The 15664-nt window shown below is 65.4% G+C and carries 15 protein-coding genes; 10 read left to right on the forward strand and 5 right to left on the reverse strand.

The window, feature by feature from the left end; genetic code table 11:
- Positions 1–42: 42 nt before the first annotated feature.
- Entirely contained in the window at positions 43–951 is a 909-nt protein-coding gene (locus tag M3I54_RS10305) for an EamA family transporter (protein WP_254335391.1), read from the reverse strand.
- A 222-nt stretch (positions 952–1173) separates the two neighbouring features.
- On the opposite strand from M3I54_RS10305, the gene M3I54_RS10310 reads away from it, so the two are divergent.
- Together M3I54_RS10310 and trxA are read left to right on the forward strand one after the other, a co-directional pair.
- A complete protein-coding gene (locus M3I54_RS10310; protein WP_254335393.1) occupies positions 1174–2055 on the forward strand; it encodes a pirin family protein in 882 nt (293 codons plus the stop codon).
- Positions 2056–2136: 81 nt separating this feature from the next.
- Positions 2137–2985 (forward strand): thioredoxin, encoded by an 849-nt coding sequence (gene trxA / locus M3I54_RS10315; protein ID WP_254335395.1) that lies wholly within the window; start codon positions 2137–2139, stop codon positions 2983–2985.
- A 64-nt stretch (positions 2986–3049) separates the two neighbouring features.
- On the opposite strand, the gene M3I54_RS10320 is transcribed toward trxA, so the two are convergent.
- Positions 3050–4588: a mannose-1-phosphate guanylyltransferase/mannose-6-phosphate isomerase gene (locus M3I54_RS10320; protein WP_302058919.1), complete on the reverse strand. Its 1539-nt coding sequence runs from the start codon at positions 4586–4588 to the stop codon at positions 3050–3052.
- Positions 4589–5319: 731 nt separating this feature from the next.
- Here M3I54_RS10320 and M3I54_RS10325 point away from each other — a divergent pair.
- The gene (locus M3I54_RS10325; RefSeq protein ID WP_254335397.1) at positions 5320–6054 is read left to right on the forward strand and encodes a Crp/Fnr family transcriptional regulator; all 735 of its coding nucleotides are present in this window, start codon (positions 5320–5322) and stop codon (positions 6052–6054) included.
- Between the two features lie 89 nt (positions 6055–6143).
- Here the strand turns inward: M3I54_RS10325 and tcdA are convergent, their stop codons facing one another.
- Entirely contained in the window at positions 6144–7016 is an 873-nt protein-coding gene (tcdA, locus tag M3I54_RS10330) for a tRNA cyclic N6-threonylcarbamoyladenosine(37) synthase TcdA (RefSeq protein ID WP_254335398.1), read from the reverse strand.
- Between the two features lie 166 nt (positions 7017–7182).
- On the opposite strand from tcdA, the gene pdxH reads away from it, so the two are divergent.
- The 3 genes from pdxH (at position 7183) to M3I54_RS10345 (ending at position 10721) form a co-directional block, all read left to right on the forward strand.
- On the forward strand, positions 7183–7824 hold the full coding sequence (pdxH, locus tag M3I54_RS10335) for a pyridoxamine 5'-phosphate oxidase (protein WP_254335399.1): 642 nt from the start codon (positions 7183–7185) through the stop codon (positions 7822–7824).
- A gap of 180 nt (positions 7825–8004) precedes the next feature.
- Positions 8005–9219, forward strand: coding sequence for a cyclopropane-fatty-acyl-phospholipid synthase family protein (locus M3I54_RS10340; protein ID WP_254335400.1), 1215 nt, complete (start codon positions 8005–8007; stop codon positions 9217–9219).
- Positions 9220–9338: 119 nt separating this feature from the next.
- Positions 9339–10721 (forward strand): DUF72 domain-containing protein, encoded by a 1383-nt coding sequence (locus M3I54_RS10345; protein WP_254335401.1) that lies wholly within the window; start codon positions 9339–9341, stop codon positions 10719–10721.
- A 53-nt stretch (positions 10722–10774) separates the two neighbouring features.
- Here the strand turns inward: M3I54_RS10345 and msrA are convergent, their stop codons facing one another.
- Positions 10775–11323, reverse strand: coding sequence for a peptide-methionine (S)-S-oxide reductase MsrA (msrA, locus tag M3I54_RS10350; protein ID WP_254335402.1), 549 nt, complete (start codon positions 11321–11323; stop codon positions 10775–10777).
- Between the two features lie 179 nt (positions 11324–11502).
- Between msrA and M3I54_RS10355 the strand changes: the two genes are divergently transcribed.
- Entirely contained in the window at positions 11503–12015 is a 513-nt protein-coding gene (locus M3I54_RS10355) for a flavin reductase family protein (protein ID WP_254335403.1), read from the forward strand.
- Between the two features lie 31 nt (positions 12016–12046).
- Here the strand turns inward: M3I54_RS10355 and M3I54_RS10360 are convergent, their stop codons facing one another.
- Positions 12047–12553 carry an Lrp/AsnC family transcriptional regulator gene (locus tag M3I54_RS10360; RefSeq protein WP_028202039.1) on the reverse strand — a complete coding sequence of 169 codons (507 nt, stop codon included), beginning with the start codon at positions 12551–12553 and terminating at the stop codon, positions 12047–12049.
- Between the two features lie 141 nt (positions 12554–12694).
- Between M3I54_RS10360 and kynB the strand changes: the two genes are divergently transcribed.
- From kynB to kynA, 3 genes are read left to right on the forward strand one after another with little or no spacing between them, the layout of a single operon-like run.
- On the forward strand, positions 12695–13339 hold the full coding sequence (gene kynB, locus M3I54_RS10365; protein ID WP_254335405.1) for an arylformamidase: 645 nt from the start codon (positions 12695–12697) through the stop codon (positions 13337–13339).
- Between the two features lie 37 nt (positions 13340–13376).
- The gene (kynU, locus tag M3I54_RS10370) at positions 13377–14627 is read left to right on the forward strand and encodes a kynureninase (RefSeq protein ID WP_254335407.1); all 1251 of its coding nucleotides are present in this window, start codon (positions 13377–13379) and stop codon (positions 14625–14627) included.
- A gap of 10 nt (positions 14628–14637) precedes the next feature.
- Complete coding sequence (kynA, locus tag M3I54_RS10375) at positions 14638–15642, forward strand: tryptophan 2,3-dioxygenase (protein ID WP_254335409.1); 1005 nt, start codon at positions 14638–14640, stop codon at positions 15640–15642.
- Positions 15643–15664 lie beyond the last annotated feature (22 nt).

Raw genomic sequence — 15664 nt, forward strand, 5'->3', positions numbered from 1 at the left:
ACGCCTTCGGGCTCGCGCGGCGTTTCATTTGGAGCGCGAGCGTTACGAGCGCACGGCGCCGAGCCGCTGCTTGACCCAACCCCCGAACACATTGACGCCGAGGCCACCCATCACGAGCACGGCGCCGCCGATCTCGGCCGCGGTCAACTGCTCGCCGAGCAGCAGCGACGCCGAGGCGAGCCCGACGATCGGCACGAGCAGCGAGAACGGCGCCACCTGGCTTGCGGGATATTTCGAGAGCAGGCGGCTCCAGAGGCTGTAGCCGATGAGCGTCGCAACGAACGCGAGATAGATGATCGCGCCCACCGACGTCATGCCGATGCCCGAGAGCGCGGCCACGATGCGCTGCGGACCTTCCAACCAGTACGAGAGCACGAGAAACGGCAGCGGCGGCACGAGGCTCGCCCACACCACGAGGCCGACGAGATCCACGTTGCCCACCTTTTTCGTGACGATATTGCCGAGCGCCCACATGCAGGCCGCACATAGCGTGAGCACGAAACCGGCGATGGTCATGCCGTGCGGACTGTTCCCCGCAGTGCCTCCCATCGACTGCACGCCAATCAGCGCGAGACCGCCCGCGGCAATCAACAAGCCGATGACGTTCTGCGCGTGAAAGTGCTCGCGCAGAAACACCGCCGCAAAGCCGAGCGTGAAGAACGCCTGCGCCTGCAGCACGACGGAAGCGAGGCCCGCGGGCATGCCCACGTACATTGCCGTGAAGAGGAACGCGAACTGGCCGAGCGAGATGGTCGCGCCGTAGGCCAGCAGCCAGCGCAGCGGCATTTGCGGGCGCTTCACGAACAGCACCGCGGGGAAAGCCGCCAGCATGAAGCGCAGCGCGCCGAGCAAGAGCGGCGGCACGCCGTGCAGCCCCACCTTGATCACCACGAAATTCACGCCCCATGCGAGCACCACCACCAGCGCGAGCAACAGGTCCTTCGGCGACATCCCCTCTCTCCTTTTTTGCGTCATACCTTTTCTTCGAAGCGGCGATCTTACCGCCTCGCGCCGCCGCGCGCCGGGCCGCCAGCGCCGGGCCTCTGCGTTAGCCACACGCCGGGAAAGCCGGCGTTAGAATGAGCGCCAGCCTCGCGCGTGGCCTGCCCGCGCGCCGATTTCGCCCACTAGTTGGCCCACAGCGCCTGCCGTACGACTCATTCAGGAAGCATCATGTCCTCATCGATCAAAGCGGTTCTCAAGCCTCATCAACGCGACATCGGCAATCTCTACGTGCGGCGCGTGCTGCCCGCGCTCGCCGCACGCCTCGTCGGCCCGTTCATCTTCTTCGACCACATGGGCCCCGCCACGCTCGCGCCGGGCTCGGGCGTGGATGTGCGTCCGCACCCGCATATCGGGCTCGCGACGGTCACCTATCTCTTCGACGGCGCGCTCATGCATCGCGACAGCATCGGCTCCAGCCAGAAGATCGTGCCCGGCGACGTGAACTGGATGACGGCCGGACGCGGCATCGTCCACTCCGAGCGCACGCCCGACGAGGACCGCGCCACCGGCCTCACCATGCACGGCATCCAGACCTGGGTGGCGTTGCCGTTCGATCACGAAGACACGGATCCGTCGTTCTTCCATCACGCCGCCGCCACGCTGCCCGAAATCGAGCGCAACGGCGTCACGATGCGCGTGATCGCCGGCACGGCGTTCGGCGCGAGCTCGCCGGTCGAGACCTTTTCCGGCACGCTCTACGTCGCCGCAGATTTCGCGCCGGGCAGCGCAATCGCGCTCGACGCGGAGCACGAAGAGCGCGGCGTGTATCTCGTGGAAGGCGATCTCGCGATCGACGGCACGCCGCTCGAACAGCACACCATGGCCGTGCTGGTGCCGGGCGAAACCATCACGCTTTCGAGCACGAATGGGGCACGCGTGATGCTGCTCGGCGGCGAAAAACTCGAAGGCGAGCGCTTCATCGAATGGAACTTCGTCGCAAGCTCGCGCGAAAAGATCGAAGCCGCGAAGGAAGCGTGGACGCGTCAGGAAATGGGGCATGTTCCCGGCGAAACGGAATGGATTCCGCTGCCGGAGAAGAAGCCGCGTTGAGGCGCCGCTTTCAGAGGATGATTGAAACTTGGGCGTTTCGTCCCCAACTAGCGACATAACGGATTTCTGAACGAGGACGCAATGGACACCACTCTCGCCACTTTCGAAAAAGACGTGATCGAAGCGTCGGCGCTAGCGCCGGTGCTGGTCGACTTCTGGGCGCCCTGGTGCGGCCCTTGCAAGAGCCTCGGCCCGATGCTCGAAAAACTCGAGGCCGACTACGCGGGCAAATGGAAGCTCGTGAAGGTGAACGTCGACGAGAACCAGGAGCTCGCCGCGCACTTCGGCGTGCGCAGCATTCCGCACGTCGTGGCGTTCGCGGACCGCCAGGCGGTCGATCAGTTCGTGGGCGTGCTGCCCGAAGGCCAGCTGCGCCAGTTCCTCGACGGCCTGATCCCGGACGGCGCCGACGCCGCACGCCGCGCCGCGCAGGAAGCGCTGGCCGAGGGCCGCCGCGACGAAGCCTATGAAGCACTGCAGGCCGCGCTCGCGTTCGATCCGGGCAACGACGAAGTGCGCATGGACCTGATCGAGATGCTGCTCGCCGACAACCGCGCCGACGACGCGCAAAAGGAAGTCGAGCTGCTCTCGCCCAAGACCACGCAGGGCATCGACGCGCGCTTTAACGCGCTCAAAACTCGCCTCGACGCGCTCGACGCCGCCGCCGACCTGCCGCCCACCGACTCGCTCGAAGCCCAGGTGGCCGCCAATCCCGGCGACCTCGAAGCGCGCTTCGATCTGGCGAGCGCGCTGATCGCGCGGCACAAGTACGCGGGCGCGCTCGAGCATCTGCTGGAGATCGTGAAACGCGACCGCGCCTTCCGCGACGACGTGGGCCGCAAGACCATGCTTTCCGTGTTCGATCTCGCGGCGCATCAGCCGCAGCTCGTGAGCGAGTGGCGGCGCAAGCTGAGCGCGGCGCTGAACTGATATTGAGCGCGCGGAGGACGCCGCGTGCGTCCTCGCGTTGCACCGTCGCCTTACGTTCGGTCAGCTACGCCTGCTGAACACGACCGTACTGGTCGTCGAAGCGCACGATGTCGTCCTCGCCGAGATAACAGCCCGACTGCACCTCGATGATCTCGAGCGCCGTCTTGCCCGGATTCTCGAGCCGGTGCGTCATGCCAAGCGGAATGTAGGTCGATTCGTTTTCGGAAAGCAGGAGCACCTCGTCGCCGCGCGTAACGCGCGCCGTGCCGCGCACCACGGTCCAGTGCTCCGCGCGGTGGTGATGCATCTGCAGCGAAAGCCGGCCACCCGGCTTGACAACGATGCGCTTGACCTGAAAGCGCTCGCCCTGATCGACCGAGTCGTACCAGCCCCACGGGCGCTCCACGCGCCGGTGCTGGCGCGCCACCTCACTGTGCTGCGCCTTGAGCTTCGCAACTACCGCCTTGACATCCTGAACGCGGTCCTTTGCGACAACGAGCACGGCGTCCGCTGTCTCGACCACCACCATGTCCCGCACGCCCACGCAGGCAACGAGCCGGCCGTCCGAATGCACGAAGGTATCCGCCGCATCCTCGAACAACACGCGCCCGCGCGCGACGTTGCCATTCTCGTCCTTCTTCGAGACCTGCCACAGGGCATCCCACGCCCCGACATCCGACCAGCCCGAACGAAGCGGCACGACCACGCCCGCGAGCTGCGCATTCACGCCGACCGACTCCATCACCGCGTAGTCGATCGAATCGGACGGACAGGCGGCGAGCGCGTCGCGGTTCAAGTGGACGGTGCCGTCAGCGTCGACGCAGGCACGTTCGAAGGCCACCGCGCACTGCGACGCGATGAGCGGCCGGCTGTGCGCGATCGCCGCGAGCCAGACCGATGCGCGCACAACGAAAATCCCACTGTTCCAAAGATAGTTGCCCGAGGCGACATAGCTTGCAGCGCGCTCCGCATCGGGCTTCTCCACAAAATGCTCGATGCTGCGCGCTCCGCTGTTGCCAAGCGACAAACCCGCGCCGATGTAGCCGTAGCCCGTTTCGGCCCGCTGCGGCGGCACGCCCAGTGTGACGATGGCGCCGCGCGCCGCGTGCGTCACGGCTTCTTCGAGCGCGGCAGCAAACGCGGCGCCATCGGCGATCAGATGGTCAGCGGGCATGGCAACGAGCACGGGATCGCCGTCGCCGCGGGCGGCAAGCGCCACCGCCGTCAGCGCGGGCGCCGTGTTGCGCGCGAGCGGTTCAAGCACGAAGCGAGCGGCCATACCGCTACGGCCAAGACGGTCAGCAGTCAGATGGCGCAAGTCCTCACTGCTCACGACGAATGGCGCAGCCTTGCGAACCGCTGTGTGCGCTGCAGGCAGTGAGGCGCCTGCGTGCAGGAACACACCATCCAGGCGCCGTACAGTCGCCTCGAGCAGCGACTCGCCATCGAGCAGATCGATCAGTTGCTTGGGACAGTGTTCGCGCGAAAGCGGCCATAGCCGCGTGCCGGAACCGCCCGCCAGCACAACGGGCTGAACGATGAGTTCGGCGTCACCTTCGCTCATCGCGGCTATCAGGCCGGCAGATGCCACATCGTTGTTCATTCGAGTCACTCCCCCGAAGTCATGCACCGAGTCTCGTTATCGGTTCGCGTAAGGTGACATTTGAACAATACGCATCGCGCGAATCTGTACGCGCAACCACATTGATCGCACGGGCGGTCAGGAAATTTTTCTTTGGGACGGAGGCGCAGTCATCGCGCAGTCATCGTTATGTGCGGCAACGCACGAAGCGCGAAGATGGCCACGCAATGTGATGTTTCACATCCGAACGTATTTGCGACAGTGTCGGTGCCCCCCCAACAGAACTGAATCAAAACCGCGTCGCTTCAAAGGTAAGCGCACAACGCGTTCAAGACGATGGCCCAACGATGTTTCAGCAAGGACTCATTTCCAGGCATCCGCGCGCGGAGCGAAAATATCCATATAAATCAATGGCCTGGCGACATCAAACTCTAGCGACTTCGCAAACGGCGCCGCGCTGGCGCTGTACAAAACTGAAACAATAATGCGGCTTTGCGTCGCCCCGGAAATAGCTCGCACCGCGCAGAGCCGCAAGCATCCTCACTTTCGCGGCTGCTGGCACAACCCCTGCTAAGTAGAGTTCGCCACACAGGCGTCGATGCCGACAATCGAGATCGCAAAACGCTAATGGGGCTTATGGGGCCGGCGCAACGAACGAATAGCCGTACGGGTAACGGCGATAACCAAAAGTTCGGCAGCCGGAAACAGAAAAAACAGGAGGCGGCACACGCCGCTTTACGCGAGGACCGATCATGTTGACCCTTCAATCCGATCTGCACGGCAATCATCTGCTGGGCGCACTTCCGTCAAACGAGTGGCAGGCGTTGGCGCCGCATCTCGAACTTGTTCAACTGCGCACTGAACAACTGCTCTGCGACTGTGGCCAGCGCATTCATCACGTGTACTTTCCGACGACCGCCGTCATCTCGATGCTCACGACAATGGAAGACGGCAGTTCCGTCGAAATTGCAGCCGTGGGCCGGGAAGGCATGACCGGCGTACCCGTGCTGACCGGTGGCGAAACGATGCCGAACCGCGTGCAGGTGCAAAGTTCGGGCTTCGCCTACCGCATCAGCGCACAGGCACTCAAGCAGCAGTTCGCGCGCTCGGACCTCCTGCGCCGCATTACGCTGCTTTACATGCATGCACTGCTCACGCAGGTCGCACAGACGGCCGCCTGCAACCGCCACCACTCGCTGAGCAAGCAGTTGTGCCGGTGGCTGCTGATCGAAGTGGACCGCGTCGACTCGAACGATCTGAGCGTGACGCAGCAACTGATCGCCGACATGCTCGGCGTGCGCCGCGAAGGCGTCACGGAAGCAGCTGGCAAGCTGCATGACGAAGGTCTGATCCATCACAGCCGCGGCAAGATCCGCATACTCGACCGCAAGCGGCTCGAAGCGCGCGCATGCGAGTGCTACGGTCTCGTACGCCGCGAGTTCGATCGCCTGCTGCCGCGTCTGCACGAAGCGGAAGCGGTCGAATAAGGCGACCGACGCGCGCGGTTCTCGCTTTGCAGGGCTAAACGAAAGCGCGCCTCATAAGGCACGCTTTTTTGCGTTCTTGCCGCCCGGCTTCAACGCCCGCTGGCTCGATGCGCCAACGCGCGCAGCACATACGAAGCCGCCGCGAAGCCAAAGCTCGCCGTCACACACACGCTCGAACCGAAGCCCGCGCAGTTCAGCCCCACCGGACCGTGATGCCCCGGCGAGGTGGTGACGTGCTCGGCCTCGGCGTCGATATCGCACACGGCCGCCTCGGGATAGATCAGCGGCTCGTCCGAATACACCGCGCTCACCTTGAATTTCGCCTTCGGACCGCGCGGAAAGCCGTGCTGCTTGCGCAACTGGCCGCGCACCTTGGAGAGCAGCGGGTCCTGGATCGTGAGCGCGAGGTCGTCGATGCGAATCCGCGTGGGGTCGAGCTGCCCCCCGGCGCCGCCCACCGTGATGAGCGGCACGCGGTGCTCCACGCACCAGGCGATCAGCGCGGTCTTGGTGCGCACGCTGTCGATGGCGTCGATCACGTAGTCGAAGCCGCCGCCCAGCAACCCGGCAAAGTTCGACGGTTCGACGAAATCCTCGACGAGACGCACCTCGCAGGCCGGGTCGATGAGCTTGATACGCTCGGCCATGGCCTCGACCTTGGGCTTGCCGTAGTTGCCGTCGAGCGCGTGGATCTGGCGGTTGGTGTTGCTCTCGGCCACGTTGTCGAGGTCGATCAGCGTGAGCTTGCCGATCGCGCTGCGAGCGAGCGCCTCGGCGGCCCAGGAGCCCACGCCGCCAATGCCGATCACGGCGACGTGGGCGCGCTCGAACGCGTCGAGCGCGGGTGCGCCATAAAGCCGCGCGACTCCGCCGAATCGGCGGGCGCGGTCGGCAACATCGTGGGCAGGGCTCGCGGTAAGATCGACGGAGCCGGCGGCAGGGGAAATCGGAGTACTGGACATGACGGTAGGCAATCGTAAGCGGACCGGTCGCACGCTGCTGTCGCGGTCCTCGCAAGACCCGTATTTTGCCTGATCGCGCCGACCGAGGCCGTGCACCCCTAGCCGGGCGCCCCTGTTTCCTCGCCTGTTCGATATACTTGTCCGCATTGAAGCGTCTGCATAAAAGATGACAACCCTCGCCGATCTCCGCAAGACGTACTCGCTCGGCTCGCTCGACGCCGCCGACGTCGATCCCGATCCGATCCGCCAGTTCCAGACCTGGTTCGCCCAGGCGCTCGACGCGAAGCTGCCCGAGCCCAACGCCATGACGGTCGCCACGGTCGACGCACAAGGCCGCCCTGCCGCACGCATCCTGCTCATCAAGGGCGTGGACAAGCGCGGCTTCGTGTTCTTCACGAACTACGAAAGCCGCAAGGGCCGCGAGCTGAGTGCGAATCCGCATGCGGCGTTGCTCTTTCACTGGGTCGAGCTGGAGCGTCAGGTACGCATCGAGGGCAAGGTCGAACTCACGAGCGCCGAGGAAAGCGACGCCTACTTCAACTCGCGCCCGCTCGGCTCGCGTATTGGCGCGTGGGCCTCGGAGCAAAGCACGGTGATTGCAAACCGCGAGACGCTCGAAGCCCGCGAGCGCGAAATCGCCGCGCAGTATGGCGAAGCACCGCCCCGCCCGCCGCACTGGGGCGGTTACCGGCTCGTGCCGGAGGCCATCGAGTTCTGGCAAGGCCGCCCGTCGCGCCTGCACGACCGCATCCGTTACGCGCGTGACAGCGCGAGTGCGGCCTGGCGTATCGAACGTCTAGCGCCCTGAGCGCGTGCGCGCGGCGTAACACACTTACCGCACTTTCCGCACTTACGCCGCGCCCACCGAGTTTTCGTCTCACCGCTTTCGTTGCACGTCGTTCAGTAGCTCGCTGTTGCCATAAATCAAGCATCGCAATTCGCTTTTGTCATTGGGCTTCAATCGTTCATCTGACACGGAGAGAAACGCATGTTCTGGGAGAAAAAACTCGCACAGTGGGTGGATGAAGTGCGCAGCAAGGCCGACCTGCCCGCCCGCCTCGTGCTCTGGAGCGGGCAGCAATACGACTTCGGCCACTTCGCCGCGCCTCAGGTCACGCTCAAGGTCAATAGCGCGTCGGCGCTGCCGCTCCTGCTCACGCCGAGCCTCGACAATCTCGGCGAGGCCTACGTGAAGGGCAAGATCGACATAGAAGGCAAGCTCGCCGACATCATCAACATCAGCTATTTGCTCGCGCATAACACCGTCACGAGCGCCAGCAAGCTTGCGCGCGTGCGCCGCTATTTCACGCATTCGAAGTCCACGGACAGGCAGGCCATCCAGTACCACTACGACGTCTCGAACGAGTTCTACAAACTCTGGCTCGACGAGAACATGGTCTATTCGTGCGCGTACTTCGAAAACGGCGACGAAGACCTCGCCACCGCCCAGCTCAAGAAAATCGACCATATCCTCACGAAGATCCAGGTGAAGGCGGGTCAGACGCTGCTCGATATCGGCTGCGGGTGGGGCGCGCTCGTGCTGCGTGCGGCGCAGAAGTTCGGCGCGCGCTGCGTGGGCGTGACGCTCTCGCAGAACCAGTTCGACCTCGCCACCGCACGCGTGAAGGCGGCAGGCCTTGAAGATCGCATCGAGATCCGCCTGCAGGACTATCGCGACATACAAGGCCAGTTCGACCGCATCACGAGCGTGGGGATGTTCGAGCACGTCGGACGCAAGAATCTGCCGGGCTATTTCCGCAAGGTCCACGACCTGCTCGCCGACGACGGCGTCGCCATGAATCACGGCATCACCTCGTCGGACGCCGAATCGGGCGAAACGGCGCTGGGCGGCGGCGAGTTCATCGACCGCTACGTGTTCCCCGACGGCGAGTTGCCGCACATCGGCCTCGCCCTCCAGGCGGCGCAGCACGGTGGCCTAGAAGCGGTTGACGTGGAAAGCCTGCGCCGTCACTATGCGCACACGCTCGATTTGTGGGCGGAGAATTTCGAGGCGCGCGCCGAGGAAGCGAAACAGCTCGTCGACGACGAGAAGTTCCGGATCTGGCGCGTTTATCTGGCGGGTTGTGCGTACGCGTTCGAGCACGACGACGTGTCGATCTTCCAGATCGTCTGCCGCAAGGCCGGCCGCAGCGCGACAACGCTGCCGTGGTCGCGCCGGTATATGTACGAGAAGCCGCTCTGACGCAGGCGGCGGCGCGGCGAGCCGCGCCGCCAGCGAATCAACTGTTCCCGCAGTTGCGCCCGGCCCAGCCGGCTTCGCCCCACGACCGCCATCACGACGCCACTGCGCGACGCAACTGCATGAACGAACGCGACGACGGCCACGACCTGTTTGGCGACATGACGCTCGGGGCGGCCAACGACTCCGGCCCCGACGCCGCCCACGCGGCCGCGCGCCCGGCTGCGCGCCGCAACGCGCCGAAGGCCGAAGCCCGCGCCGAGCCACAGCCCGACCTGTTCGGCTTCGCGGCGCCCACGCCTGCGACGAAGCCCGCCACGAAATCCGCTACCCAGCGCCCCGCCCGCGCCACCCGCGAGAATGACGCGGATATCGAAGCGCTCGCAGATGGCGAGCCGCGCGAAACAACGCCGAAAAAGCCCGCGCCCAACCCCGACGCCCCCAAGCGCCGCGGCCGCGGCGTGCTGCCCGCCGTGGCGACGCAAGACACGCTCGAGGTCGCCGCCGCGCTGCCCGCGAGCGTGCGCCTTGGCACCTCGTCGTGGTCGTTTCCGGGCTGGCGCGGCATCGTCTACGGCGAGGACTACAGCCAGTCCAAGCTCGCCCGCGACGGCCTCTCGGCCTATGGCGCGCATCCGCTGCTGCGCTCGGTGAGCATCGACCGCTCGTTCTACGCGCCGCTCACCGTCACCGATTACCTGCGCTACGCACAGCAGGTGCCGGACCACTTCCGCTTCATCGTGAAGGCGCCGGCGCTCGTCACCGACGCCAGTGTGCGCGGCGACCGCGGCGAGCCCGTTTCCGCGAATCCGTGCTTTCTCAACGCCGAGCTGGCCGCACGCGAATTCGTCGAGCCGTGCCTTGCGGGCCTCGGCAGCAAGGCAGGCGCGCTCGTGTTCCAGTTCCCGCCACTGCCCGATCGGCTGCTGGCCGACCCGGCGGCGTTCGTCGAGCGGCTTACCACCTTCCTCGCCGCGCTGCCGCCATTGCCCAAATCAACCGAGCCCACCGCAGCCGGCGACGGCCCGAGCTACGCCGTCGAGATCCGCGACGCGATCCTGCTCACGCCGCGCTTCGTGCGCACGCTGCGCGCCGCGTGCGTGCGCTACTGCGTGGGCCTGCATGCGCGCATGCCGGACCCGCTGCGCCAGGCCGCCGCGCTCGCGCTGATGGACGGCGAAGCCCCGGCCGGCCCGCTGATCGTGCGCTGGAGCCTGCATAGCGGCTTCAAGTACGAGCAGGCGAAGGCACGCTACGAGCCGTTCGACAAGCTGGTGGACGAAGATGCGCATACGCGCGTCACGCTCGCGGAACTGGCCGCGCGCTACGCGATGGCGGGCCAGCCCGTGCTGATCACGACCAACAACAAGGCGGAAGGATCGGCGCCGCTGACCTGCGCGAAGCTCGCTCGGGCGATTGCAAACGAGATGGAACGCTTGCGCGGGGAAATGGCGCCGGACGAAGCACCGTCCAGCGCGCAAGCAGAAGAAGAAAAGGAAGACTGAGGCGCGCAACGGCGTCGACGGGGGATCGAAGCCGCCCGCGCGCCTGCTGGAGCTTATTCAGCCTTGAGCCGGTGCGCGAACTTCTGACGGAACTTCGCGACCTTCGGCGCGACCACGAACGAGCAATAGCCCTGGTTCGGGTGTTGCGCGAAGTAGTTCTGGTGATACGCCTCGGCGGGGAAGTAATTGCCGTCGAGCGGCAGCACCTGGGTGACGATCTTGCCGTCGTACACGCCTTCGGCGGCCAGCTCGCGAATCGCCTGCTCGGCCGTCTCGCGCTGCGCCTCGGAGTGCGTGAAGATCACCGAGCGGTACTGCGTGCCCACGTCGTTGCCCTGGCGGTTCAGTTGCGTGGGATCGTGAATCGCGAAGAAGATGTCGAGTATCTCGCGATACGTGATCTTCGCGGGATCGAAGTCCACCTTCACGACCTCGGCGTGGCCGGTGTCGCCGTCGCAGACCTGCTCGTAGCCAGGGTTCGCCACGTGGCCGCCCGCGTAGCCCGACTCCACCGCACTCACCCCCTCCACGCGCAGATAAACCGCCTCCAGGCACCAGAAGCATCCGCCGCCCAGGGTGGCCGTTTCGACTGTCTGACTCATGTGTTCGCTCCTTTGATCGTGACTGCGGACGCAATCGCGGACATCACTGCGCGGTGCCCCGCGCGACCCGCCATCCGCCGCTTCCGCTAAAATTGTGACAATTCGCCGATTTTCCACATGACGTTGATCCCGATTTCTGCTCCCGCCGCCGCGCGCGCGGCCCGTGAAGGCCTGCACCGATGACCCGCCGCGCCAGCCCGCCCAATTTCGACGACGGCGCATTCCGCCGCGCGCTTGGCCAGTTCGCCACTGGCGTAACCGTGATCACGACGCGCGCGCCCGATGGCACGCTCATCGGCATCACGGCCAGCTCGTTCAACTCGGTCTCGCTCAATCCGCCGCTCGTGCTGTGGAGCCTCGCCACGCGCTCGGCGTCCATGCCCGTGTTCCGCTCGAACAGCCATTATGTGATCAATGTGCTCGCCGCGTCGCAGATCGACCTGTGCAAGCGCTTTGCGACCGTGAAGGGCGACCGCTTCGAGGGCGTCTCGCACGCGGCCGGCGACACCGGCATGCCCGTGCTGGACGGCGCGATCGCGTGGTTCGAGTGCCATAACCGCAGCCGCTATGACGAAGGCGACCACGTGATTTTCGTCGGCGAAGTGGAACACTGCGGCGTGCGCGAGGACGGCACGGATGCTTCGCCGCTCGTGTTCCACGGCGGCGCGTTCCACCAGCTCCAGTCGCTCTGATACGGCGGGGCGCGCGCCCCGTCGTCGTCGTTTATGCCGGCGCGCTTTTCGGCTCGCGCTGCGCGATCAGGTCCACGGGCACGCCCACTTCCACCTTGAGCGTCGTGAGCACGATGTTCGAGCGGATGTCCATCACGCCCGGCGCCTTGTACAGCTTGTTGAGCACGAAGTCCGAATAGTGCTTGAGGTTGTGCGCGAGCACGCGCAGCAGGTAGTGCGTCTCGCCCGTCACCACATACGCCCCCACCACCTCCGGCCAGTCACGTAGCGCCGTGACGAAGCGCTCGTGCCAGCTCTCCTGGTCGTTGCGCATCGACACCTGCACGAACGCCTCCATCTCGAAGCCGAGAATCTCCCGGTTCAGGCTGGCGCGGTACCGCTCCACCACGCCCTGCTCCTCGAGCAGCCGCAAACGGCGCAGGCAAGCCGATGGCGAAAGCGAAATGCGCTCCGCCAAATCGAGATTACTGATTCGCCCCTCATTTTGCAGTACGGCGAGAATACGGCAATCGGTAGCGTCAAGCGAGATTGCGTTCATATTTGGTCTCCATTCCCGTCTTAAGACAAATTATGTGCCAACAACCGAAGTTTGCGGCGTTTTTTTCGCAAGCACATTTCACGAGGAGTTGCCTATCATTCGAAGCATCAGGAGACAACATGTACGCAAGGCGCCTTTGACATGACACAGATCAAAGACATTTCCCCGCCGATTCACCCCGAAACACCCGTCTGGCCCGGCGACACGCCCGTTGGCGTCGAGCGCGTGTGGCGCATGGAGGCAGGCTCGCCGGTCAACGTCGCGCGCGTGACGCTGTCGCCACACACCGGCGCGCACACCGACGCCCCGCTGCACTACGACGCCGAAGGCGCGCCGATCGGCGAGGTGCCGCTCGACACGTATATCGGCGCGTGCCGCGTGATTCATTGCGTGGGCGCCGCGCCGCTCGTGCTGCCCGAACATGTGGAAGGCGCGTTGCCAGGCCTCCCGCCGCGCGTGCTGTTGCGCACCTACGCGCACGCGCCGCAGGACCACTGGGACAGCAAGTTTTGCGCCGTCGCGCCGGCAACGATCGATCTGCTCGCCGCGCACGGCGTGCGTCTCATCGGCATCGACACGCCCTCGCTCGACCCGCAGGAATCGAAGACGATGGACGCGCATCACCGCATCCGCGCACATGGCATGGCGATCCTCGAAGGCGTCGTGCTCGACGCCATCGCGCCTGGCGACTACGAACTCATCGCACTGCCGCTGAAGTTCTCGACGCTCGACGCAAGCCCCGTGCGCGCCGTGCTGCGCGAGTTGACTTCCTCCGCCGCCAACTAAATCCCCGCTCAATCCGCCATCCAAAGAAACGATAGACATGAACGACCGCAACGAAGCCCTGGCAGCCGATCGCGCCGATCCGCTCGCCGCCCTGCGCGAGCAATTCACGCTCGCGGCCGGCACCATCTATCTCGACGGCAACTCGCTCGGCGTGCCGCCCTCGGCCTCGGCCGCGCGCGCGCAGGCCGTGATCGGCGGCGAATGGGGCGAAGGCCTCATCCGCAGCTGGAACACGGCAGGCTGGTTCGCCATGCCCAAGCGTCTGGGCAACAAGCTCGCGAAGCTGATCGGCGCGGCCGACGACGAAGTCGTCGTCACCGACACCATCTCGATCAACCTCTTCAAGGCGCTTTCCGCCGCGCTGCGCGTGCAGAACGCGCGCGATCCGAAGCGCCGCGTGATCGTCTCGGAGCGCTCGAACTTTCCGAGCGACCTGTACATCGCGCAAGGGCTGATCGAGCAACTCGACCGCGGCTACGAGCTGCGCCTCGTCGACGATCCTTCCGAACTGCGTGCGGCAATCCGCGAAGACGTGGCCGTCGCGATGATCACACACGTGAACTACCGCACGGGCGAGATGCACGACATGCGCGCGCTCACCGGGCATATTCACGCGCAGGGCGCGCTCGCACTGTGGGATCTCGCGCATTCGGCGGGCGCCGTGCCGGTTGACCTGAACGGCGCGAACGCCGACTACGCCGTGGGCTGCACGTACAAATACCTGAACGGCGGCCCCGGCTCGCCTGGTTTCGTGTGGGTGCCCAAGCGCCACCAGAGCGCGTTCTCGCAGCCGCTTTCGGGCTGGTGGGGCCACAAGAAGCCGTTCGAGATGAACCCCGAGTACCGCCCCGACGACGGCATCGGCCGCTTTCTCTGCGGCACGCAGCCGATCGTTTCGATGGCGCTCGTCGAATGCGGTCTCGACGTGTTCCTGCAAACCGACATGCAGGCCATCCGCGGCAAGTCGCTCGCGCTCACCGACCTCTTCATCGAACTGGTCGAGACGCGCTGCAAGGAATACAGCCTCACGCTCGTCACGCCGCGCGGGCATGCGGAGCGCGGCTCGCACGTGAGCTTCGAGCATCCGCACGGCTACGAGGTGATGCAGGCGTTGATCGCGCGCGGCGTGATCGGCGACTATCGCGAACCGCGCGTGCTGCGCTTCGGCTTCACGCCGTTGTATCTGCGTTACGTCGATGTGTGGGACGCCGTGGAGACGCTGCGCGACGTGCTCGCCACCGAGTCCTGGCGCAAGCCCGAATTCGCCGAGCGCGGCGCGGTGACCTGAGGAGCGGCTGATGAACGATCACATGCAGGTTCCCGGTATGCCCGACGCGGGTGAAACCGCGAGTGAGACCCACGGCGCCGCACGTGGCGGCTGCCCGTTCGGACACGGCGCCGCCGCGCCGGCGGTACAAGCGGTACAAGCGGTACAAGCGGTACAAGCGGTACAAGCGGCACAAGCGGCACAAGCGGCACAAGGCGAAGGCTGGCACGACGCGCAGCTCGACTTTTCGAAGTCGATGAGCTACGGCGACTACCTCGCGCTCGATGCCGTACTCAACGCACAGCATCCGCTCTCGCCCGACCACAACGAGATGCTGTTCATCGTGCAGCATCAAACGAGCGAGCTGTGGATGAAGCTCGCGCTCTACGAGTTGCGCGCAGCGCTCGCCAACGTGCATCGCGACGCACTGCCGCCCGCGTTCAAGCAGCTCGCGCGCGTCTCGCGCATCATGGAGCAGCTCGTGCAGGCGTGGAGCGTTCTCTCGACGCTCACGCCCTCCGAGTACACGGCCATGCGGCCATATCTTGGCGCCTCGTCGGGCTTCCAGTCGTATCAATACCGGCAGATCGAGTTCCTGCTCGGCAACAAGAACGGGCAGATGCTCAAGCCGCACGAGCATCGGGGCGAGATTTTCGAGCAGGTGAAAGCGACGCTCGAGGCGCCCTCGTTCTACGACGAAGTCATACGCCTGCTCGCGCGGCGCGGCTTTGCGATCGCGCCCGAACGCCTGAACCGCGACTGGTCCCTGGCGACCGAACACGACGCCACGGTCGAGGCGGCGTGGCTGGAGGTGTACCGCAATCCTTCGGAGTACTGGGATTTGTACGAGATGGCCGAAGAGCTCGTCGATCTCGAAGACGCGTTCCGTCAATGGCGCTTCCGCCACGTGACGACGGTCGAGCGCATCATCGGCTTCAAGCAGGGCACGGGCGGCACGAATGGCGCACCGTATCTGCGCAAGATGCTCGACGTCGTGCTCTTTCCGGAGCTGTGGCACGTGCGCACGGTGCTGTAACGCGAATTGCCGCGCTGAAAAC

The sequence above is a fragment of the Paraburkholderia sp. CNPSo 3274 genome, from assembly GCF_024206475.1.
Lineage (GTDB): Bacteria > Pseudomonadota > Gammaproteobacteria > Burkholderiales > Burkholderiaceae > Paraburkholderia.